General features: G+C 47.4%; 21 protein-coding genes and 1 pseudogene. 6 read left to right on the forward strand and 16 right to left on the reverse strand.

The genetic code is table 11. From position 1 onward, the window contains the following. Positions 1-203 precede the first annotated feature (203 nt). From KXU80_RS07645 to KXU80_RS07655, 3 genes are all read right to left on the reverse strand, one after another. Positions 204-1226: a quinone oxidoreductase family protein gene (locus KXU80_RS07645; RefSeq protein ID WP_219837631.1), complete on the reverse strand. Its 1023-nt coding sequence runs from the start codon at positions 1224-1226 to the stop codon at positions 204-206. A 380-nt stretch (positions 1227-1606) separates the two neighbouring features. Then, positions 1607-2596, reverse strand: a complete 990-nt coding sequence (locus KXU80_RS07650; RefSeq protein ID WP_219837632.1) for an oxidoreductase — start codon at positions 2594-2596, stop codon at positions 1607-1609. Between the two features lie 550 nt (positions 2597-3146). Then, entirely contained in the window at positions 3147-4001 is an 855-nt protein-coding gene (locus KXU80_RS07655; RefSeq protein WP_219837633.1) for an SDR family NAD(P)-dependent oxidoreductase, read from the reverse strand. 96 nt (positions 4002-4097) lie between these two features. Here KXU80_RS07655 and KXU80_RS28410 point away from each other — a divergent pair, with 96 nt between their 5' ends. After that, entirely contained in the window at positions 4098-4238 is a 141-nt protein-coding gene (locus KXU80_RS28410; RefSeq protein ID WP_374987781.1) for a hypothetical protein, read from the forward strand. 19 nt (positions 4239-4257) lie between these two features. Here KXU80_RS28410 and KXU80_RS07665 read toward each other — a convergent pair whose 3' ends face one another. Continuing rightward, on the reverse strand, positions 4258-5496 hold the full coding sequence (locus KXU80_RS07665; protein WP_219837634.1) for an NADH:flavin oxidoreductase/NADH oxidase family protein: 1239 nt from the start codon (positions 5494-5496) through the stop codon (positions 4258-4260). Positions 5497-5662: 166 nt separating this feature from the next. On the opposite strand from KXU80_RS07665, the gene KXU80_RS07670 reads away from it, so the two are divergent. The 3 genes and pseudogenes from KXU80_RS07670 to KXU80_RS07680 all read left to right on the forward strand — a co-directional run bounded on the left by KXU80_RS07670 (position 5663) and on the right by KXU80_RS07680 (position 8901). Next, positions 5663-6346 (forward strand): TetR/AcrR family transcriptional regulator, encoded by a 684-nt coding sequence (locus tag KXU80_RS07670; RefSeq protein WP_219837635.1) that lies wholly within the window; start codon positions 5663-5665, stop codon positions 6344-6346. A 271-nt stretch (positions 6347-6617) separates the two neighbouring features. Next, on the forward strand, positions 6618-7442 hold the full coding sequence (locus tag KXU80_RS27930; RefSeq protein WP_258171312.1) for a squalene/phytoene synthase family protein: 825 nt from the start codon (positions 6618-6620) through the stop codon (positions 7440-7442). 125 nt (positions 7443-7567) lie between these two features. Next, a pseudogene (locus KXU80_RS07680) lies at positions 7568-8901 on the forward strand (transposase). 318 nt (positions 8902-9219) lie between these two features. Here the strand turns inward: KXU80_RS07680 and KXU80_RS07685 are convergent. The 9 genes from KXU80_RS07685 to KXU80_RS07730 form a co-directional block, all read right to left on the reverse strand. Continuing rightward, on the reverse strand, positions 9220-10128 hold the full coding sequence (locus tag KXU80_RS07685; protein WP_219837636.1) for an AbiTii domain-containing protein: 909 nt from the start codon (positions 10126-10128) through the stop codon (positions 9220-9222). 217 nt (positions 10129-10345) lie between these two features. Further along, positions 10346-10627 carry a hypothetical protein gene (locus tag KXU80_RS07690; protein ID WP_219837637.1) on the reverse strand — a complete coding sequence of 94 codons (282 nt, stop codon included), beginning with the start codon at positions 10625-10627 and terminating at the stop codon, positions 10346-10348. 227 nt (positions 10628-10854) lie between these two features. Beyond that, positions 10855-11205: a DoxX family protein gene (locus tag KXU80_RS07700; RefSeq protein WP_219837638.1), complete on the reverse strand. Its 351-nt coding sequence runs from the start codon at positions 11203-11205 to the stop codon at positions 10855-10857. A 64-nt stretch (positions 11206-11269) separates the two neighbouring features. After that, entirely contained in the window at positions 11270-11695 is a 426-nt protein-coding gene (locus tag KXU80_RS07705) for a MarR family winged helix-turn-helix transcriptional regulator (RefSeq protein ID WP_219837639.1), read from the reverse strand. A 651-nt stretch (positions 11696-12346) separates the two neighbouring features. Further along, on the reverse strand, positions 12347-13153 hold the full coding sequence (locus KXU80_RS07710; RefSeq protein WP_219837640.1) for a class I SAM-dependent methyltransferase: 807 nt from the start codon (positions 13151-13153) through the stop codon (positions 12347-12349). A gap of 185 nt (positions 13154-13338) precedes the next feature. Beyond that, the gene (locus KXU80_RS07715; protein WP_219837641.1) at positions 13339-13791 is read right to left on the reverse strand and encodes a hypothetical protein; all 453 of its coding nucleotides are present in this window, start codon (positions 13789-13791) and stop codon (positions 13339-13341) included. A 311-nt stretch (positions 13792-14102) separates the two neighbouring features. Continuing rightward, on the reverse strand, positions 14103-14378 hold the full coding sequence (locus tag KXU80_RS07720) for a hypothetical protein (RefSeq protein WP_219837642.1): 276 nt from the start codon (positions 14376-14378) through the stop codon (positions 14103-14105). 277 nt (positions 14379-14655) lie between these two features. Continuing rightward, positions 14656-15471: an SDR family oxidoreductase gene (locus KXU80_RS07725; protein WP_258171313.1), complete on the reverse strand. Its 816-nt coding sequence runs from the start codon at positions 15469-15471 to the stop codon at positions 14656-14658. A 465-nt stretch (positions 15472-15936) separates the two neighbouring features. Beyond that, positions 15937-16107, reverse strand: coding sequence for a DUF2524 domain-containing protein (locus tag KXU80_RS07730; protein WP_219837643.1), 171 nt, complete (start codon positions 16105-16107; stop codon positions 15937-15939). A gap of 1275 nt (positions 16108-17382) precedes the next feature. Here KXU80_RS07730 and KXU80_RS07735 point away from each other — a divergent pair. Continuing rightward, positions 17383-17886, forward strand: coding sequence for an RsfA family transcriptional regulator (locus KXU80_RS07735; RefSeq protein WP_219837644.1), 504 nt, complete (start codon positions 17383-17385; stop codon positions 17884-17886). A 113-nt stretch (positions 17887-17999) separates the two neighbouring features. On the opposite strand, the gene KXU80_RS07740 is transcribed toward KXU80_RS07735, so the two are convergent. The 3 genes from KXU80_RS07740 to KXU80_RS07750 all read right to left on the reverse strand — a co-directional run bounded on the left by KXU80_RS07740 (position 18000) and on the right by KXU80_RS07750 (position 21621). After that, positions 18000-18167, reverse strand: coding sequence for a hypothetical protein (locus tag KXU80_RS07740; RefSeq protein WP_219837645.1), 168 nt, complete (start codon positions 18165-18167; stop codon positions 18000-18002). Positions 18168-18313: 146 nt separating this feature from the next. Further along, positions 18314-19693 carry a group II intron reverse transcriptase/maturase gene (gene ltrA, locus KXU80_RS07745; protein WP_219837646.1) on the reverse strand — a complete coding sequence of 460 codons (1380 nt, stop codon included), beginning with the start codon at positions 19691-19693 and terminating at the stop codon, positions 18314-18316. 1028 nt (positions 19694-20721) lie between these two features. Next, entirely contained in the window at positions 20722-21621 is a 900-nt protein-coding gene (locus tag KXU80_RS07750) for an SbtR family transcriptional regulator (RefSeq protein ID WP_219837647.1), read from the reverse strand. Between the two features lie 238 nt (positions 21622-21859). Between KXU80_RS07750 and KXU80_RS07755 the strand changes: the two genes are divergently transcribed. Further along, positions 21860-22594: an SDR family NAD(P)-dependent oxidoreductase gene (locus tag KXU80_RS07755; RefSeq protein ID WP_219837648.1), complete on the forward strand. Its 735-nt coding sequence runs from the start codon at positions 21860-21862 to the stop codon at positions 22592-22594. Positions 22595-22715: the final 121 nt, after the last annotated feature.

Raw genomic sequence — 22715 nt, forward strand, 5'->3', positions numbered from 1 at the left:
GAACCGCGGCACAGCGCCCCAGCGCGCTACATGGCCCTCCCGGCGCTTGGCGAAGAGATACCGGGAGGGCCTTTCGTAGTGAAGCTCATATGACCTGGTCACTGATCACCTCAATGACCGGGCGGTTGACTTGCACCGGGCCCGAACCGACAGCTAATCGAAGAAGCCGGCCGGGCCCGCTCAAGGACCCTGGGTCAGACCCCTTACTTCGATGCGACCCGGACGACTGACTTGCCTGCCCCTGGGGCTGTCTGTTCGGCGATCATCTGCGGCACGTCTTGGAACTCGTAAACCTTGCCCACAGGTGTGGTGATCGCCCCTTGTTCAGCCAGTTCTGCCAGGCGACCCCATATAGTGGCCTCGGCTTCCGGGCTGCCGGGGGTCGCAAGCACACCGACCGCTGTGTAGTTCCGCAGCAGCATGTCCATCGAGTCGAGAGGAACGGGAGTTCCGCTCGCGAGGCCGATGAGGGCGATACGCCCGTTGCGCGCGATGCTCTTAAGCGCCGTGGCCGCCGTTTCACCACCAACAGGATCGTAGATCAGATCGACGCCACGTCCGTCCGTGATCTCGGCAATCCGGGCCGTCAAATCGTCCGTGCGGTAATTCACGACATGGTCCGCACCGTGGCTCGTGCAGAACTCCAACTTCTCCTGACTTCCCGCCACCGCGATCACCGTCGCGCCCAGCGCCTTGCCGAGCTGCAGGGCGGTGGAGCCACTGCTGCCCGCAGCACCTAAGACGAGCAACGTCTGCCCGGCCTCGACCGGGGCGCGCTCGACGAGGCCCGCGTACGCCGTACGGAAACCGATCGGGAAGCCGCCTGCCTGCTCGTCCGTCATAGCAGCCGGAATACGGATGGCTGACCCTTCACGCACGTACGCGTACTCGGCGTACCCGCCCCATCCCTCCAGGAATTCGGTGATGCCCATCACCTGTTCGCCGACCGCGAACCGCGAGCCCGGCGGTACGGCAACGATTTCGCCCGCAGCCTCCTCACCGAGTCCGAAGGGAGGATCACCGAGCAGCGGGAACTGGCCCGCCGCCATCATCACGTCAGGGAACCCCGCCCCCGCAGTCCGCACCCGAATCAGCACCTGTCCAGGCGATGGCGCACCCCAGGTCATCTCCCGAAGCTCGATCGCTTCCTTTGGGTCGCCAAACTTCACCAAACGCCACGCACGACCAGAAAACTTCTGAACCCTTTCAACCGTTAATTGCGGCACGTTTTAATCGCTCCTTTGTCCAACACGTCTAACTCAGTGTAACTCCGCCCGGACGGTCTTCGCAAGCCCGTTCGCCGCGAACTGCGCCGGCATGCCGTTCGCCTGCGTAAAAACCGGCGTTCCGGCTTTCAGCTTATGCTTTTCAGCCAGTGGGCGACAGCCGCTCCAATACGCGGCCCAGAGTCCTCCTGCACGAAGTGCTTACCCGGCACCGTGATCGCGTAACGCTTGGACCGTTGCCAGTCCTTGTCTGAAATCATACGGCTTTGTTGCATTGCAATCACCTCTTTTTGGTTAGCACAGATTCCCACAGTTTTTATCCCAAATATGCTTCAATCTTTGCCGAATGCGGCATCAACGGATGGTAATCCGAACCCGCATTAGAGTGGGAACGTTACGCCGGTCAGCTGTTCGCTGAGCTGCCACAGCCGTTCCGCCAAGCCGGAGTCGACGGCCCAAGGCGGTGCTCCCCAGCCCATCGGAGCGTCTGCCGGAACCGCCGACGCAATATCGACATCCTCGCAGTAAACCCCGCCCATATCGTCCAGCTGCGTATTTGTCGCACACCAGATAATCGTAGCCGCCCCTTGGGGGACGGACTTGTAGGACGGATCGACAATACGGCGTCCCTGCTCGTCGAGAGCGCCTGCGGCCCGCATTTCATCATCCGAAAGAAATCGAGATAGGTCCGTTACGATTTTGCCGGGATGGACGGAGAAGGCACGAATACCATGCGCCTGACCCTTCTTGTCCAACGCAACGGCAAACAGCGCGTTGGCGCTTTTGGATTGGCCGTACGCCTGCCACTTATCGTATGCTCTCCGCTTGTAGTTCGGATCGTCGAAGTCTACACCTGCGAAGAAAAGCGCCGCGGAAGATACCGAAACGACTCGGGCTCCCCCCGCCTGTTTCAAAGCCGGCCATAGCCGTGCGGTCAGTTGAAAGTGTCCCAGGTGATTCGTCGCAAAATGGGATTCATAACCGCGTGCGTCGCGTACGAGCGGCGCAGCCATAATGCCGGCGCAATTGACGAGAATATCAAGCGGCCGTCCCGAATCGAGAAATCGCTGTGCGAACCCGTCGATCGAAACGGGGTCCATCAGATCCAGTTCCTCCAGCTCCACACGTGGGATGTTCGCCAGCGATGCCCGCGCTTTATCTGACGAACGTGCGGGTACGATAACAGTCGCACCAGCCTCCGCCATAACGCGGACGGTCTCCAGGCCAAGTCCGGAGTACCCGCCCGTTACGATGGCGGTCTTACCGGTCAGGTCGCGGCCCCCAAGCGCTTCCTGCGCCGTCGATTGCGGCCCGAAGCCTGAAGAAATCGGTGCCTGAGGCGTAAACTGAAATCCTTTATTCGCATCCATGTATTTCCTCCTAATTCTATCGTTCGATTTCACCGGCGATTGCAACAAATGACATGAAAGCGAATGCCTCCTAATGTAAAAACTATAATAGTTTCGCTCGTATATTTGTTGATCGCGCGGTGGCAGAAAAGTTTGTAATAAAAAATATCAATCCATACTTATCTTTGCCGGTATATTGGTGTCTATAACCGCCAATGCGCTCGAACCGTGCACCGTTGAAGCAGAGTTAATATGCGATCTGTGCTCCCCATTTGAATAATTACGCGCGTCAAACCCGTATTGATGACCTGGCAGATCATTTCATATCAAAGTTAAAACTCGTCCATCATTTGCCACATGGATGCTGCATGCTTCTCGCCGAACTGCTTCTGGAATTCCGCCTGGGCTCGATCCCATGTTATCGAAGCGCTCGGGGTTTATGGTACAAACCACCCCAGCGATTACCGAAATCCCGGTGAAACTAATCTATTTATTAAACAAACGTTCTCCGATAGGTGTAATGGCGACCTCTTATCTGATCACCAATATAGCTGTCGATGACTCGTGTAACTTAATCTGTGTAATCAGTCGATTTAGTCAATTCTTCAAATCGTTTATCGGATTCCGCCAGTTTTTTTGCACCTTCTTGCGCTATTTTAAAGGCGCTTGACCCCATTAATAAGTGCAGGGGAGGCTCGGGCATTTCTGCTAACTGAATCACGACTCCCGCTACTTTGGCAGGATCGCTTAAACGTCCAATTCTTTCTTCAGGCGCAGCAGAATTTATATTGCGCAGTAGCTTGGCTGTACCCCCGATGATCGGCTGATACGGTTCACTAATCGGCGGAATATTCATAGATGATCCTGCCCAATCGGTTGCAATGCCTCCGGGCTCCAACGTTGTCACTTTAATTCCAAAAGAGGAAACTTCCTGAGCTAACACTTCCGTAAAACCATTTACTGCAAATTTTGAACTTTGATAAGCGCTCAAACCTGCATTGCCGAAACGTCCACCAATGGATGAAATGTTAATGATCGAGCCTCTTTGTTGATCTCGCATAAAGGGCAGCACAGCTTTCATTGTATATACAACACCAAAGAAATTTGTAGCCACTTGATCTTGAAAATCAGAAATACTTATATCTTCAATAGATGCCAAATTCGCATACCCGGCATTGTTAACAAGAACATCGATCTGGCCAAAATATTTGAAGGCTTCCTCTACCGCTGCACGGACTTCATTATTGTTAGATACATCTAATTTAATCGGCAACACTTTTTTGCCGTAGTGGGATAATAGGTCTCCCAATGAAGAAGGTTCGCGGGCCGTGGCCACTACGGAATCACCTTTCTTCAGCGCTGCAAGTGCTATCTCACGTCCTAATCCCCGAGAACTCCCGGTGATAAACCACGTTTTGTTTGCCATTTTCACTCACCTTAAGGTTCTTTAATCTTAGTTATATTGGAAGGGTGTCCGTAGAATGATGTTTTATCCATAACACAAGTTACAAAAAAATTTCATATTTCTCCGCATACGCTTCGCTTCTATACGGATCAAGATTTGATACAGGAATCGTGGGGAACGAAAATAAACGTCGGTTACTTGATAAAGCGCACTCGGTGGGCTTGGAACCATTATGGCTTTCAGATCCGCCGGGACTAGTGAATCAACCGGCCGCCGGTCAAACCTGACGGTTTAACAAAGCGGCGTAATTACGCTGCTCGATGGCCTTGAAGTCCGCAGCTGCTTGTTCCCCGGATAACGACAAATCCGGATCGAGCCCGTCCGCCAATCGTTCTAACTGCATGCTGAACCAGGGATTGTCATAGGGAGCATCTATCGCGCGCTCCGGAGTTGGCACGGCTTCAAGTTCGCCCGCGAGCAACTTAGCGGGCGAACGTGGATCGGCAATCACCGGCCGCCCAAGGCCGACGACGTCCAGATCGCCGTTCTCCAGCGACTGAATCATGCCCGCGCGGGTCCGGAAGTTGCCCGTGACCATCACCGGCATATTGGCGACGGCGCGAATCTCGGCGGCGTATTCGACGAAGAAGGCTTCGCGTTTGATCGTGCTGTCGCTGCGAGCATCCTCTTCTTCAGCCAAAGTCACTCCGATCATCTTCGGTTGCTCAAGCGTGCCGCCGGACAGCTCGAGCAGGTCCAGGCCGGTGCCATTCAGGATTTTGACCAGCTCGATGCATTCTGCGTGGGTGAAGCCGCCTTTTTGGAAATCGGACGAATTCAGTTTGATACCGATGGGAAAATCACGACCGGTTGCTTCTCGGACCGCTTCGATGACACGCAGCAGGAACCGTGCGCGATTGGGTAGGGAGCCGCCCCAGCGGTCGGTGCGGTGATTGGTCAGCGGGCTGAGGAACTGGGTGAATAGATAGCCGTGTGCCGCATGCAGATGAACACCCGTAAAGCCGGCTTCCCGCGTCAATCGAGCCGCGTTGGCAAATTGGCCGATCGCGTGCTCGATGTCCGCTTCCGTCATGGGTTTTGGCGGGGCGAACGAAAGACCAAGCACACGCGGTGGCACAAGCGTAACGCGAGACGGCGCCAGCGGCGCAGGATTGAAGAGATCGGACACCTGCCTTCCGGTATGGCTAAGCTGCAGCCAGAAGTGCGCGCCACCCGCTGTACCAGCCTTCGAGACAACAGCAAGCGCCGCGAGGTCGCTGCGTTCGTCCAGGACGATGTTGGAAGGACGCTCGAGATGCAGGCGGTCGACTTGCACATTGCCCGACAGCAGCAGTCCCGCTCCACTCCTAGCCCATCGCGAATAGAGAGCCGCCATGCGCGGTGTGGCGTTATTGGCCGTGTCGGCCAAGCCCTCGCTCAGTGATGCCTTGGCGAGACGGTTCGCAAGTAAGGCTCCTGAAGGCAAAACAAGAGGTTGAGAAAGAATGGATGACATATGAACAGTCCTCTCCGGAATCGGACGAAAATCCGATGTAATTAACAACAACGATCGTTGTTGTTATGGATATAACAATATGCGTTGTCGTTTTGTTTGTCAAGATGACGGAATCCGTTTAAGATGGAGAAAATAAGTTTGTTCATTTGATTAGGAGGGGTTCGTTTTGCGAAGCTGGGCGTCCGACAATCCGAAAGCCGCGCTCATGCAGCGTAAGCGGGAGGCGATCGTGGCCGCGGCTATCAAGGAATTTTTGGAGAATGGCTATGCACGAACGTCGATGGATCGGATTTCTGCAACAGCTGGTGTTTCGGTCAAAACGGTGTATCGTCATTTCGAAAACAAGGATGAGCTGTTCGACACAGTCATTCAAGCAGCTTGCAGTGAAACCAATCTTTCGGAATCTGAGTTGCCTTTCATGGGAGGCGATGGGACCGGGATGATTACGGGAACGTCCGGCGAGGAGGCAGTAAAGCCCGCACTTGCGGTGTTGACCGCGGCGGGCATACGGTATCTAAATCATGCGCTGTCCGAAACGCAGCTTGCGCTGTATCGGGTCGTCACACAAGATGCGCACTGTTTCCCGGAGATCGGGCGGATGTACCGTGAGGAAGTCGTCGATGGCCGGAATCGCGTTTTCCGCGAGTACGTGGAGAAACTGGCCACTAGAGAGGACTGGAAGCCGGTGGACTACCCGCGCGCGGCGAATGTCTTCTTCTCACTGCTGCGGACTGGACTATTCACGGAGGTCTTGCATGGCCTCCGCACCTTGAACGGCTCTGACGTGGAGCGGCAGGCCCAATCGGCGGCCGAATGCTTTTTGATTTTACTGAAGGCGGGGAAATTGTAGCACCGATTGGTTCGAATCCTGCATCAAGGATTGGCGGCGATGCAGCAACAACTATTAAGAAGTGGAAGCGTAACAGACAATTCAAATCAAAACCAACGAGACGCAATACATCCCATCAAAAACCTATAAGCAATATATGCCTTTAAACCATCGTCGCCAAATATGACGATAGTTTTTTAAAGTCCTGCAGTAGCCCGTACAGTTCGGACAGCGCGCCCACCGTCACCGTCGGGACGACTGCGAGTGCATCGCGCTCCGGCGGGCCGTCTATATGTACAAGAAGCCGTACGCGGAAGAGCTGACTCTCCACACTGAGGAAGACCTGGACAGTTACACATATTGCGTCGCAGGTGCAGTAAGTGAATTACTTTCGGAGATATGGTTCTGGTTCGACGATACCAAAACAGATCCGATCGAATCTGTTGGCTTCGGCCGCGGTTTACAGGCAGTTAATATTCTTCGTAATCGCACAGAAGATCTGGCCCGGGGTGTTAACTTCTTCCCCGATGATTGGGGACCGAAGGAGATGTTCTTATATACCCGCCGTAATCTTGCTTTTGGTGATGTGTACATTTCAAAACTTAAGCCGGGTCCGGTCCTTGAGTTTTGCAGGATACCATTAGCACTTGCCCATGGAACACTTAATGCTCTATCTGCCGGCGAAAACAAACTAAACCGAGCCGCCGTTATGGAAATTATTAAGCAATTAGCTGGAAATATTAAAATACCGATTTCTGCTGGCGGACCAAGTGGAATTTATTTTTCTTCGCATTATCCTGAGCGTGTAAGAAGTCTTACGCTTCAAGCTGCGGTATCGAAAGAATGGTTCACCTCTAAGGATAAAGCATACAAGGTGGCTCAAATATTGTTCTCTCCTTCATTGGAGCAATATTCATGGAAGCTAATCGGATTGATGAGCAACCTGTTTCCTAAATTTATCTTTAAACAAATGGCTTCTTCATTTAGCAAACTTACTTATTCTGAAGTGCTGACATATATTAAAGATGATGATATTAACAAGTTTCGGAAAATGAATAATCGGCAACGCTCTGGGTATGGTTTTATTATTGACTCAACTTTCGCAGCTGCAAATTAGCTTGGATGCCTTGCGGCTGTAGGGATAGATCCTATTTTTTCCTTCACTTGACAAAAAACACCTTCTTCGTTTGGTATCATGGAAGTGTCTAGCAACCATGCAAACAAAGAAAGGTGTGTAAATCTATGGTACACCATCGTTCCCTGTCTGACCAGTCTCGTTTTTCGTCTGTTTTCCATGCACTGAAAATCGGTAAACTGCTTCGAGAGGCCAGGATTCACAAGTCTTGTCTTTCAGCTGCTATTCTCGCTTGTTTTTGAGGGGAAGAATTGGTTTCGACTGCTGGAAAGCAACCGTGGTAGCTCGTTACCAGGCAAAGATGTCGTCTACCGCTTCTTGAATCATCCCGGCTTTGCTTGGCGCTCTTTTCTTCATTCGCTTAGTTTGACGGTGGTTCGGCAGTTTGCCTCACTTACGTCAGCCAAGCGTGTTAAAGTGTTTATCATCGACGACTCCACGCTGCAGCGCAATCGCAGTAAGAAAGCAGAACTGCTTGCCAGAGTATTCGACCATACCACAGGTCGATTTACCAAAGGCTACACGCTGCTAACGCTTGGCTGGTCCGACGGCTTCAGCTTTGCTCCGATCGACTTTGTTATGCTCTCGTCAGCGAAACTTGTGAATCGCCCTAAACGAGATGACGACAACGATCACGAAGCGTTGCCACGGGTATAAGCGACGCGTCGAGGCGCTTACGCGTAAGCCTTACGCCGCCCTCGACTTGATTCGGCGCGCGTTGCAAGCTGGCTTCCATGCGGATTACGTATTGATGGACAGCTGGTTTACTCAGATGCCACTCATTCGCGGACTTGTAAAAGAAGGACTGGCCGCGATTGGCATGGTCAAGGAAATGAAGCAGCGCTATGTGTACGAAGGAAAACGTCTGACGCTGAATGAACTTTACAGAAGTCTGCCGAAGAACAAGCAAACGTCCATTTGGAGTTCTGTCCTTGTCCGGACTTCATGCGGCATGTCTGTTAAACTCGTCTTTGTTCAAAACCGGAACAAGCGGCGAGAATGGCTGGCCATTCTCAGTACGGATCTTGCTTTAGAACCGAACGAGATTGTTCGCATTTATGGCATGCGGTAGAGCATTGAGACGTTCTTTAAAGTAACCAAAAGTTACTTGAAACTAGGAACCGAGTTTCAAGGCCGTTCCTTCGATATGATGATCAGCCATACAACCGTCGTGTTTAGCCGCTACTTGGCGATGGAATTTGAGCGACGGCAGACCGGAGATCCGCGTACACTCGGTGGACTATTTTTCTTGTATGCGGATGAAGTTCGTGACCTGGACTGCCAGACTGCTCTGCAACAACTGATGACGTTTTTCTTAACTTTGGCTGGAGCAACGAGCAAAGATGGCAAACAAACGGTGTTGTGTCAACTCCAGCAGTGGATAGCCGATTTGCCCTTGTACATCAAGGGTTTGTTCGATAATTTAAGCTGCGAAAGTTGAGTAATTAACTTCATTGAGCGCTTGCTTTCCACCACTGATAATCAAGCAGTCAGCACCTTACCTTCATAGGATGTAATGAACAGATCGACGTGATTTTGTCGAAGCCGGATTCGACTAAGCCAATTACGAAGACGAGACCTATATATTCATACTTCAGCATCTCCAAATAGAGAAACAAGCGATCCTGATCACCAGAGCGCTTGTTTTTTGTTTCGCCCTTCTTAAACCACTGCTTCCAATTTTCTGTGTTCGGTGGAGCGATCGGTTTGCGTCAGCCAGCAAGTTTCAAGTTTAGATCATCTGGATTCGGGATCATCGCTATAAACTTGAAAGAAAATGAACTAATTTGGGTAAGTAATCTGCCGCTAATTTACCACCAGCTCCTTCGACTATTTTTCTCAACGTTGAAACTGATTCTCTAAGAATGACTGATTTTGGCTTCTGGGAAGTTGCCTGCGCCTCAATTGTTGCAATCTCAGCTTGGGCTTCTTCACGGTCTTCTTGATTCAATTGAAATATATCTCTTTTTAATTGTTGAAGTATCTCATGAAGTGACTTAAGGTCGTTAATTGAACCACCAACGTGCTGGTGGTTCATTTGCTGAGTTGAATTGTTTGATTGTTGTTGGAACTGTAAGTTTTGAACATTATAAAAGTGATTTACATTATAATGTTTTTCGTTCACCACTTGTTTCTCCTCCTGAGTAAAGCTCATTCCTTCGCCCAAAACGCCATCATCTTCTAACTTAAGTGCCCAGTCAAGTACAATATTCCTAACAGTTTCTATCATTTTTATAGCTTGAGTAATACTAAAAGACAAGTGAAATTTCGTAATTAACCCACCATTTGCCCTAGATAACCGACTTACCAGTTCTGCCGGCAACGACATTGATAGTACTGAACTTTCATCCTTTGACAGAACTTCTATTTCTGTTATTGGCTGCACAACTTTTCTTTTTGAGATAAGCGCAACCTCTTTCGGATTTTCAAAAGTTACTGGTATCCAACCATGGTAAGGATTCCAACCCTGTATTTCACCTGTTATATAACGATAGTCAGGAATCTCAATACCTTTCTCGGGATACCCGTTTAATTCGTAGTTTAGCCAATTTTCTATGTCAACAATCTTTAGCTTTTTTGCAACAACATACGCTTTCCGCAGCAATGATGAAATAGAACTAGAAGCATTGTACGCTTCTCTCTGTAGCTCTAAAACAAGAGAATCCAACCCTCACTCCCCCAATCATTATAGTTATGCTATAGTTGTTCTCATATCTCATCTTACTTTACTTGGGCATATCTTCCAATACATCTTCTCAGACCTTTTTGATAATGATTCTCACTTTAAGAGAGTAATAATACCATGCCTTATCCGAGAATTTGGCTAACGAGTTAATATACTACCTGTACAGTTATACAGGTAGTATATTAACTCGTTCACAATCTCATTGAGAAGTTTCATACTCCTTGACACGTCTATAAAATGTAGGCTTTTTCATTCCACTTCTCCTCATTGCCTCTGTTGCAGTAATTTGCCCCCCTTTCCACTCTTGATAAGCTGTTATAAACAATCCATCAATTTCTAGCCGAGGTCTTCCGAAGGTTACTCCATCTGCTCGAGCTATCTCTATCCCCAATGAACCAGTCCTGTGCAGGGTTGACTCTATAAAGAACTCCGAAAACCCTTGAATGTAGTGGGTTTTCGGAGTTTCTTTCATTACTTCCATTCGATCGTCTCCGGTGTCTTGCTCGTAATGCTGTAGACGACACGGGGCACTCAAGAACTCCAGACGTTGAATCTACAGTAGATACTGATGTAAATTACACTCATGGCTGCGCTAACCGTTATTTGAACAAATGAAGCCAATTAAATACCGTAGCTAGCTATCTTTCCGGTATGCGTGATAGCCATTCCATATGCCTGTGAATCTTGACTATCGAGAGCATTTACTTGCTATAGCATGTAAATTGCAGTAGCAAAAGACAATAAACTCAATAGGATTGCCGGAAGTGTTTTCTTAAACGGATCTCTCGCAATCACAATCAACATAAAGGCGGCAACCAGCATTGTCGAGCCCAACATTAATCCTGATAATATAGCTGTGATCGGGAACCAATATCCCGCAATCATTCCAATCGCCCCCACAATCTCAATCAAGCCGGTTAACAAATTAAATATAGACGGGAGGCCAAGTTTTTTGAACTCATTTGCCATTTTTCCAGTTATAATTGTAGTGCCTGTGAACATAAAGAATATCCCCAACACAGCTTGAAAAATAATAATTAACGTGACGATTGGAATCACTCTCTTTCTCGGATAATTAGGTATTGTAAAACTACATGCTATAGCATGTATAAAACATGGAGCACTATTCTCCCTTTACGTTAAGATAGAGTTTATGAAGCGTTTCGTGAAGCAGCGCAAGTTCATCCTGACTTAAATTACGGGTCAAAAAATCATGTGCTTCCTTTACCACAGGTAAAAGGCTCGTTTTATGCTGCATGCCTTTGGCGCTGAGAAACAGGTTATGGGAACGTTTGTCGTCGTTGTTTTGCAGTCGCTTTACCATACCTTTTTTTTCGAGCGAAGAAATCATCCTGACAACCGTGCTTTGATCTCTGTCTATCGCTTCGGCAACTTCCTTCTGTGTCATTGCTCGATCGCAATCAAGAACGCTGATGATTCCCCACTGTTCTGGCGTGACTTCATAGGGTTTCAGTTTTCTGATGAAGTAATTTGTTAGTTTCATATCGGTTCGATGGATAAGGAATCCGGTAAGATCAAATAAATCCATAGTAGCCCTCCCGTAAACTAAGATGTTCTCCCATCTATATGCTATAGCATATATTAATGCTGATGCTCCCGATTGTCAACTTCGTTGAACAATCCTGCCCCTTATCTGAACAGAAGGCCCAATCGGCAAGTGGTGTTGTTATGCTAGTCTGCCGGCTTTATGACAAATTACAGTCATTCCACAGTCATATATTGTTAAACATATCTCCGTTTAAGATCCTATTCTGATAAAAAATCTTTTGTCTACAAGACCTTTGTAGGCGCTATAAACACATCTCCAGCTTTGGATTTTGCCACCTATAAAAGCATTATTATTCTGCCTTTATTCAAACGATTCAGATTTCCGCGAAACCTGTACGTATCTCATAAACAAAATATTCCCTCAGATACCAACGCTTGCTTGTTTCAATCGTTCATAGTCTCGATAGTTCACTTTATCTCTCCTCATCTATTCAACAGTTAACAACATGACTGATTTAGTCTGTTCTTCTTTCACAGCATCTCCGTTAATATAACGAAGGCTACCATTCATCTGTTGGTAGCCTCGCTACCTGGTGCTTATTCAAGAAACGATCCCAGTTAGTTCAATCGATTATGCATATTTATCAAGCCCTACAATACGATTATTGCTTGCATCATGCGCTAACGGATACTATAGTTTTCTTGCTTTGACAACAAAAGTTACAGGAAGCATCTTTGCTTTTTTTGAAAACTCGCTGTTATCGTCCCTCGAGATAATTTCATCATCAGATTGCTCAATCATTTGTTCAATTACAAGTCCCGCTTTTGCCAACGCATTCACATAGGTTGATAGTTTACGGTCCGATAATGTTAGCGCACCTTCATCAAGAGATACCGAATACCAAGATTCATCGAAATAATTTTTTTTAAAAGCAAGCCTATCATTTTCTGCGACAACACATTTGTGTATAGGGTGAGACCTGAAAATAAATACACCGTCTTTTTTAAGATAAGAAGCGATCCGGCAAAAAGTACCCTCAAGGTCGGTGGTCCAGCCGATGGCATAAATCGAATAAACAAAGTCAAAATAATCCACGGGTATGCCACATTCTTCTTCCATGGGAGAACAGATCAGTTTTGCTGAAAGACCACATGCCTTCAAATGTTGCGATGCCTTTTCGATTTGTTTTTCTGATATATCCATAGCCCATAGTTCAGATGCTTTGCGTTCCCCCTGGTACTGCAAGGATTGACCGTTTCCACAGCCTATCTCCAGCATCTTTTTCCCTGAGACATCGCCAAAAAGATGGCATTTTTCTTCTGAGACAAATGCTCCATATAAAGGAAGTGAGATTGCTCCTAAGAAGTCATTTCCTTTAGTATCCCAATAGAAGCTGTTTGTTTTATAAACAGAATTCTTGTCCATGTCGACTGAGATGGCGCTGCCAACCTCGCCAGCGCCTATAACGTTTGTTTTAAAAACAGAATTCTTGTCCATGCCGACGCCCTCCTATAATATGAGCCTAAACATATATGTCTAACTTTTTGGGGTCACTTCATTTCCGATCGGCTGCCTTCGCTTCTTTATTGAACAAACGTTCCCAGTTAGCTGAATGAACTATGCCGACTGGACCCGATGCGTGAATATGCTGTTATTTGAAGGAGGTCCACATCTTGAATAACCTACGGATTACCGTAAATGTATTTAGTCTCTTCAAATTCTTTAAATGGAATATGATATTGTTTCTTTAAGTAACGCCCCAAACTTGTTCCTTTATATTTCAAAAAAGCATTTACTTTTATCTTGGAGTTATTCTTGAAAACCAATATATAGAATTCTTCTGCGTATGACTTTCCAATCTGAATATAAATGTAACCAGCCTTTCTGATTGTTATTGCATGAATAAACTTTAACTCATTAATATCATAAATTTGTCTCCTAATGAAGAAAGTCCTCACTATAATTTTTGATTCTTTAATTTCAACATCATATGAGAAAAAATATATAAAAGCGTATATTAGTACACTCATAAAAATTATGGAGCTTGCCCTGTTTAAATAGATAAGGCTCACAATAATTACTGCAATATTAATAATTGACCAGATAATTATTGTTTGTGTTCCTCGAAATTTCATGTTATTCGCCTTTCTTTAATCAGCATTTGGACTCAGATAACGTCTTATGTACGAACTTCGAAAAATTCATACTCGAAGTATTCTGCGAAATGATTGAACTATCCTGCCCGTTAGCATAATGAAGCCGATTTATCCGGCAGCCTTTAGAATTGAACTATCGTTCCCAGTTAGCACAATGAGGTTTATATTATTCAGCGATTATTGAAGGTCTAGAAAGGCACTATTCAACTATAGGTCAGTTATGTGTGGATCCAGTCGGGTCTGTTTGCGACTTTATTATTTAATTTCCTATCCTATTGTCGGGAATGAGATCAAGTTCTTGTCAATTTCGGTAATGGGGTCAAGTTCTTGTCATTTGGTTTTGACAAGAACTTGATCCCATAAATAAAAAAAGCCGCGATTTTCGCGACTTTGAATGAGATAATGTTCTTGTCACCCGACAGGATTTCTTCTGGTTTTCTGGTCGTGGGTTCTTCGTCGTCCTCCGACAACGCCGCTATTATTTGATCAATAAAAGGCAAGAATGCTTTCCTTAAATATGTATCGTTAAAATAAAAAAAGCCGCACCCACGCGGCTTTTTAAACATATATGTTCTTGTCCTCCGACACCATTCCTTTCTGCTTAACTTACTGCACGCAAACTCCACAAGTGCCCTGGTGTTTACCATCCCATGGCTCGACGGGTCTAGGCCCTCACATTCCATCGTCATACTTATCCAAGGTGTGGAGACCGAATTGTGTTTAGCGGACGGGTCTAAGCCGATCCCATAAATGCAAAAAGCCGCGATATTCGCGGCCTTTAATGAGATAATGTTCTTGTCACATGACATGCCCCGACGCAATTTCTTCATCTAATCCCTCAATTTACAGCAATGATTCCGCCCCATCTATATACGTTTCCGTACCTGTAATATGGCTCGAAGCTGTTGATGCCAGAAATGCTACCAAGTCGGCTACTTGCTCCGGTTGGCCGGCTGCATGCTCAAGCGGCTGATTCCCTTTAGGGTACTTAACGGGGATAATGACTTTCTCAAGCTCAGGCGTTGACTTAGTATTTTCACCTATATTCGTATCGATTGCTCCAGGACAAATCGCATTAACTCTAATATTGTATCTGGCGAGCTCAAGCGCCGCCATCTTCATAAATGCAACCTGTCCAGCTTTGGAGGTGCTGTATGCCGCCATCCCAAAACCTGCGAATGCTCTGCTTCCATTAATGGAACTCGTAATGATAATGCTTCCGCCGCGCTCTTTCATATGCGGAATGGCGTACTTTACGCTTAAAAACGTACCTTTAAGATTAACGTTAAGGGTCCGCTCCCAATCCTTTGGCTCCATGTCTTCGATTGGCGACAGAACTCCGTTTATTCCCGCATTGGCAAAAACAACGTCAAGTCTCCCCCAGGTTTTCGCCGTTTCTTCAAACGCTTGCGCCACCCGTGCGGGGTCTGAGATATCGACATCAACCGTGATGGATTGGCCGCCTGCTGCCACGATTTCCTCCTTCGTCTGCTCTCTTCTCTCATCTTTCAAATCAACGAGGCACACTTTCATCCCCTGCTTCGCCAACATCATCGCCGCAGCTCTTCCGATACCTGAACCGGCTCCTGTAATTAACGCGACTTTATCTTTCAAATCAGGAAGTATCATTGCCGCTGCCTGTTTAAGATGTACATTCATTCCTTTCATCCCAACCTCTCGTTCAATAATTGGGGATCTGCCGATCCCATTCTTAATATCCCCTACAGATTGAAAAGACGGTAGACATCATGACAATGTCTACCATCCATATCTTCACGTCAAAGTCCAAAAATAATTGACCTAACTATTTTGTCCAGCTATAAAGACGAATTATACACCAAATCCAAATAACTCCACAGATCGGAATGCTATGCTTTCTTGTGATCGACCAGTATCAATCACAATGATTCCGGTACGGATCTTATTCGTCATTTTGTTTGTTCTGTTGGGAAATGAGATAAAGTACTTGTCGTTCGAATTTGACAAGAACTTTAACCCATAACGCAAAAAGCCGCATTTAATGCGGCATTAACGAGACAAGTTCTTTTCACCCGACAAAAAACAAATCCCCTGCTTCACCACTTTACGGGGAAAGAAGGAGATTTGTTGTTTTTCATATTCTGACTAATGGCTAATATCGCATTTGTTTAATATGAACGAAATTTGATTTTCTAGTCGATTGATCGTTTCTTGATCTGCTTGCTGAGCACGAAGCGATTCGAGTTCCTGCTTGAGTTGATGCAAATCATCGCCTGCATTGGCACAATCATAATTACTCTCGAGATTTTCAAGCATGCTTTATCCTCCAATCGATATGTAGGTGTAGTACTTGAACTATTATGGTGAAAATGACTTCATTTATTCATTTGACCCAGATTTTACGGCATAGTTCATGCGAATCTGCGCATTACTAATGGAGAATCTTAGGAAAGGAGTAGTTGAGCTTGGTCGACATAAAGCCTAACGGTTCACAGCATGCCGCACCGCCATCGGATGATCCGAAGAAGCAAGGCAGGTCCGCAGCAAAAAAGAAATCGAAGTAATATTAACAGGCTGCCAATGAAAGGCAGCCTGTTCCTTGTTGTTATCGTGACTCGTTCTTCGAATCCTGTCGGTTTCGAGTTCTTGGTTGCCGGTGGATCACGATTATCCACGCAAAATGATGATTATGACCCCCGGAACAAGACACGAAACTACGAAGTAAAAGAAGATAGCCTCAGCGATGAATCTAGTCTTTTGTAGAAAGATTTCATGAAAAATAATTTCTCACCCAGAAGCATAATAATTAGCCCCGATATTATCCCTCCGATTACAACGGCAAAAAACGTAGCTGTTACTGTAACAGACATTATAATTAGTAGTAGTACGATTAAGCTGATCGAAGCTACGATCGGTGCGAGAATTCCTGTTCCTGAGCTATGTAGTTGCCTTCTGAGCTGCCTTTTCAATAGCTCACTCCTCCACTTTGAAAATCTAACCTATTCGAAATATTTCTTTTTCTGTATCCTTCATACGGTACACTCTGGTAAGAGAGAGGGAATGTAGAAGTTGTTACCAGTCTCCACTGGCCGACACATGCTCTCGAACAGATTAAATTGCTCATTGCGACCTTCCGGTGTTTTGACCATCTAATGGTGTTTTCCTTTCAAGTCTGGGTTTGGCACGTGAATCATTCCCCGATATGCCGTGGCCGGCAACGATCATTTTTTGATTCGTTCATATGAACTGGATAAAGTTAGCTTTCGTTGTAGAATGGCCGTATTCCTGATGAAAATATGGATCTCGGGTTTGATCGGAAACCCCTCTACGCAATTGAGCAACCGATTGTATTCTCGTTCGATGGCGTCCATGTGTTCGGTCGAATAGTCTGATACACGCTCGAGCAGTGATAATTTCAGGGTTTTTAGTGTTTGATCTCGTAAAAGATGAAACGGCTCTGCATGATGGACATGTCTCAATAATCCGTTTAGAGTGCCTATCGGCTGCCTTTGCTGTTTCCTTGTATCTCTGCATAAATATAAGAGAACAGGTAACAATGGCTACTAATTCGTTGTTGAGGTGATGGATACCATGCAGGAAGCCAGAAAAGATGGTTGGCGGTCAGAGGAAGATATACTTCTCGCTAATATTGTAATTAAACACATTCGAAATAAAAGTACCCAATTAGTGGGGTTTGCTGAGGCAGCCGAACTATTAGGACGTACAGAAAGTGCTTGCGGATTTAGATGGAATTCAGAAGTCAGAAAAAGTTACTTAAATGAAATTAAGGAAGCTAAGCTAGAGCGGAATCAAATTCAAAGGGCTTCAGTTAGTAAGCAAGTTACTATTGCTGCAATCGATGAACAGGACACCAAATTAACAATCACTGATCAAATTGTTGAGTTGGCTAGAAGACAACAAAAGCTTATAGAGAACATGGCCAAACAGATCGGTGAATTAAAAGAGGAAATAAGGATTAAGAATGATGAACTGCAACAATTAATAAAGGTACCAAAAGTAATGAATGAAGTGACCTTAAAGGAAGATTTCGATACAATGCTTCAGATCTTTCAACGAGCGAAGCACCTCATTTAGTTCAACCAGGGCCACCGTGAGTAGCGGTGGTTTTTTGCTGCGTTGATTATCCCGCTACCATTCGTTGTAGCGAAAAAACGCTCAATTCACGGATTTCGTTACGAAAGAGGAATTTAATACTTTGTCCTTCGTCTTTCCTTTACCTTCTTTTCGTCCTTTTCGTCTAACCATTCGAGCTCATTGATATTTGAATCAAGCTGTTGTTCTGAGGGTTGCTGCTCCTCTTTTTTCGTTTTTTTCTTCGTATGTGTATTATTTTTCCATTTGCGATTTGGTTTCATGTTCCCCTCATCCTTCCATGTCACTCAATGCATTAGAAAAACTATGCACAAGTTTGAAGTTTGGACTGGGGGTCAAAATAAAACAGGCAGTTGTTGACGCCTGGCTCCAAGTAGAGTAAAGGACTGAGAATCCCAGCCCCTCCTCATCAAACCGTACGTGCAGTTTTCCCGCATACGGCTTTCCGACGTTCTTCATCAAGGGCAGTACGGTTTTTCCATGTGCATAAAGTTTTCAATCCTGTACGTTGAAGCAGTAAGTGCATCTCTGACCAATTCTGCTTACGCTTTCTGTGTTTGTTGTTCCAGAAAAGTCTAAGTCTCCTAAGGACGTACCAGTCGATCTTGGCGAGGAATCGGTTTGCCATTCCTCGATCCACATCCAGATGTGCGTAGTAATTGCGCCATCCTTGAATCATGGGATTGAGCAACTCGACCATCAATTTGAGCGGCCATTGCAGCCGCCCTCTGGATGCCGTTTCTTCCTTCACACGAGTGCGCATCTTCTTCATTGCTTTCTTCGATGGAAAGCTTCGCAGTCGATACTTTGTCCCGTTTTTATGGAGATAAGGCATCTTCCGATGATGAAAGCCAAGGAAGTCGAACCCGTCCTGGTTCTTCCACAAACACACTAGCTTTGATTTGGACGTGTTCATGGTCAATTCCAGTTTCCCAAAGATCGCTTTAAGGGTACGAATCGCCTCGAGCGCCTGCGGTTTGTATCGGCACAGAATGACAAGATCGTCGGCATACCTTACTAGCTTTCCGAGATGAGAAAATCGTTTTTCCCATATCGTATCGAGGTAGTTGAGATAGATGTTGGCCAGAAGCGGAGAGATTACGCCGCCTTGCGGGCTGCCAATCGCCGTTTTGTGCCATACACCATCCTTCATTACACCTGCTTCAAGCCACTGTCTAATTAACTTCAGAATGCGCCTGTCGCAGATGCGTTCTTCGACCAGTTTCATCAGCTTGCTGTGGGAGATATTATCGAAGTAGCCTGTAATATCTACGTCGACCACCCAGTTGACGACACCCCAATTGATGCTTTCCCGGATGCTCTTAATCGCCTGGTGAGCCGACCGCTTGGGGCGAAATCCGTACGAGCAATCTTTGAAATCTGCTTCGAATATGCCTTCGATCACTAATTTCGTTGCCATCTGAATAGTCCGGTCACGGACGGTTGGAATACCCAAGGGACGTGTCTTTCCGTCCGGCTTCGGAATCTCTTTCCGCTTGACTGGAGATGGTCGGTATTCCCCATTCATCAGCTGGTGCCTGATCTCTTCGATGAAGGATGCTTCGCCAATCTCTCGAACGATAAATGCGATCGTTTGTCCATCGATGCCGGCACTACCGCGATTGGTTTTCACTCTTGCCCAAGCTTCTTGTAGGATATCTTTCCGGAAAACTTTGTCGTATAGGGCATGAAACTTACGCTTGGGGTTTACCTTAGCCGCAAGATAGAGGGTATTTTGGAGTTGTCGAGCGTTTTCATTGGTGGCGTTAGCCGTGTATTCGGCATTCACTTGCTCTTACCTCCTTGATATCCCGTGAACGAAGTGGGGTATTGCCTCTCGGCGCCCTTCCCTCCCCGGGGTTATGTTGTCCGCCGGATCATTGGTAGTATGGCCCCCTCCGACTCCCTTCCCGCAGCTCGCCACTTCACCTTTAGGGCTTATAGGTTTGCTCGTTACGAAAAAAAAAACTTCGTGCGGGGGAGGGTCTCCCTAGTTCCAGACACAACTGTCTCTACATGCCGATCCCTTTACACCGGAGGGTTCTTCTGCGCTGCATTCCAAGATCTTCGCGCATTCCATGGCCTTCGCCGGGGCAGTCGTGGCTCGGCTCCCTCTTGTCCCTTTCGGGTTCACTTTCTCGATGCGGTAGGATTCATTTTCATTACGGCCTGCAGATTTGCTTCATCGCATAGAGCGCGACTTTTCGCAGGGCTTCAGCCGCCGGATTTCGCCGACGTCTGCCTGCTAGCTACGAGGCGGCTTGGTCCCTACCCCGACTGAACTTGCATCAGTAAGTTGTGTCTAGCTTAGCTAGGCGCGCACTGCCCTTTAGTTTAATGACAGAAGGAGCAGTTGCTGAGTCGGCAAGCTGCCCCAGGTGGTCCATTGAACAAATGTTCCCAGCGTAACCAGAAGCTTTTCTGGGTGCTGATCTGCCTGGGTAAATGCCCAATCAACTGCGTTCCCTGTAATTTTGTTGATGAAACAGATTGCGCATAAACGATTCAGCCGATGCAAAGGGATGCGGCAAGCATAAGTCCAAGCGCGACTTTTAAGCGTTTCAAGGGATCTCCTCCGATATATATTTCTCTTCATATTAACTTGAATATGGACCCTTGCATACAAATTCTGGACCATCGCTTAAGATCTAAAAAGCATAAAAAAGCTCCAGCGGTGCTTCCGCCAGAGCTTTTTCGCCGATGCTTTCGGTCAAGATGATTATATTTTATCTTCAATAATTTGTAAATGCTTTATTCCCAAGCGCTTGTAAAATCCAACTTTCGCCAAATCACGAGGATTGCGTCGGCAAATCTGATTCAACACGTTGACTTCTTGACACCGTTGCTCGGCCGATTTATCAGGATGGCGCTCGTAATAACGTGAAAGAGATGATCCCCCCGTGGCGCGAATCCGGGCTGGCCGACGAGCCAGCCGAGCGACGACATCAGGGCGAACAGGTCGACCCCATCCATATCGGCGCGCGCCGTTCCCTCGGCCTGAGCGCGGAGCAGTAGTCGCGCGCCCGCTGACCGCACCGCTGTGCTTAAAGCGTGAAGCGCGGAGTCCGGGTCCGCGTGGGCGCTCGCCATCAAGGCGCAAACGCCGCTATAGCTATGAACGAATGCCACCCCTTCGCGAAACCAGGATACCAGCGCTTTGTCAGGTGGATACGACGTTTCGAGTTCGGCTGCCTGCTGCGTCAGTGCGTCCACATTCATACGCAGCAACGCTTCGAACAAGGCTTCTCGCGTCGGGAAATGGCGAAGCAGTGTGGCCAAGCCGACGTCGGCCCGGCGGGCGATATCTCGCATGGACGCGTCGGCACCATGCTCGGTGACGACGTCACGCGCGACTGCAAGTAGATGGCTGTAATTTTTTCTGGCGTCGGCTCGCATAAATCGCCTTGACAAGGGTTGCTCGGTAATCTTGCCCAGTGGGCCGGCTTCGCCCGTGCCAGCGCTCGCTCGGAAATATTTTCTAGAATCTGAGTACTGGCCACTGTATTCTTCGTTAATGCGACCTAATAAAAAGTCTATAGAAACCCCAAAAAGAGTGGCAATCTTATCGATCGTTTCCTTCCTTGGTGTTCTGCCTTTTTTGTCAGACTCGTATCCAGCTATGGTAGGTCTAGATATTTTCAATCGTTCTGCAGCTTGCTCCTGCGTCCATCCTCGCTCTTCACGAAGCATTTTAAATCTCTCGGCGAATGTAGCCACCTAAATCACCCCTATTAATATATTACATTATAAATGTTCCTTTTGGAAACATTCTAGCAAATATTATTACTAATGTTCCGAAAGGGAACTGCAATCAGGTTGTAAGTAATTGTTTTATGGCGTGATTTCGCATAAATTTCCTTGACAATGGATCGCTGATCCATATAAAATGAACCTGTATCTGGATCAGCGATCCACAATATACAGCAAATTTGTGCAAACGAAGGGAGAAATCATCATGGGAAAGCTTGAAGGTAAGGTTGCAGTCATCACGGGTGGATCGAGCGGCTTGGCGCTGGCGAGCGCCAAGCGGTTCGTTGAAGAAGGCGCCTATGTTTTCATCACGGGCCGGAGGCAGGAGGCGCTCGACGAGGCCGTCAAGCTGATTGGCCGGAATGTGACCGGCGTGCGCGGCGACTCGGCCAATCTCGACGACCTCGACCACCTGTTCGATACAGTAAAGCGGGAAAAGGGCAAGATCGATGTTCTATTCACGAGCGCTGGCACGGGCGAAGCCGGCCCACTGGGCGAGATTACCGAGCAGCACTTCGATGCGACCTTCGGCCTGAATACGCGCGGAACGCTTTTTGCGGTCCAGAAGGCGTTGCCGCTGTTCAACGATGGCGGATCGATCATCATGACCGGGTCAGTTACTTCGGTGAAAGGTTTTCCTGGTTTCGGCGTGTATGCGGCGAGCAAGGTGGCGTTGCGCTCATTCGCACGCACTTGGCTCAACGAACTGAAGGGCAGGAATATCCGGGTGAACGTGCTGAGCCCGGGGCCGATCGCCACACCGATGCAGGACCAAGCTCTCGACGAGGAGACGAAGCGGATGTTCGAATCCGTGATCCCGCGGGGAAAGATGGGCCGTCCTGAGGAAATTGCTACGGCCGCGCTTTTTCTTGCTTCAGACGATTCGAGCTTCGTGAATGGGGTGGATTTGCCTGTCGACGGCGGCTTATCGGCCATCTGAGGTCACGCCGAAAAGCGTGTGTGGGGCTTGTCAACTTGACGAAGATGATCCGAGTTGTGTCGATAAGTATGGAATCCTGATTAGTTACCAATTTTAACATGGGGCCGTGGTTGATCAAAAC

Origin of the sequence: Paenibacillus sp. R14(2021) (assembly GCF_019431355.1) — a bacterium.
Classification (GTDB): domain Bacteria; phylum Bacillota; class Bacilli; order Paenibacillales; family Paenibacillaceae; genus Paenibacillus_Z.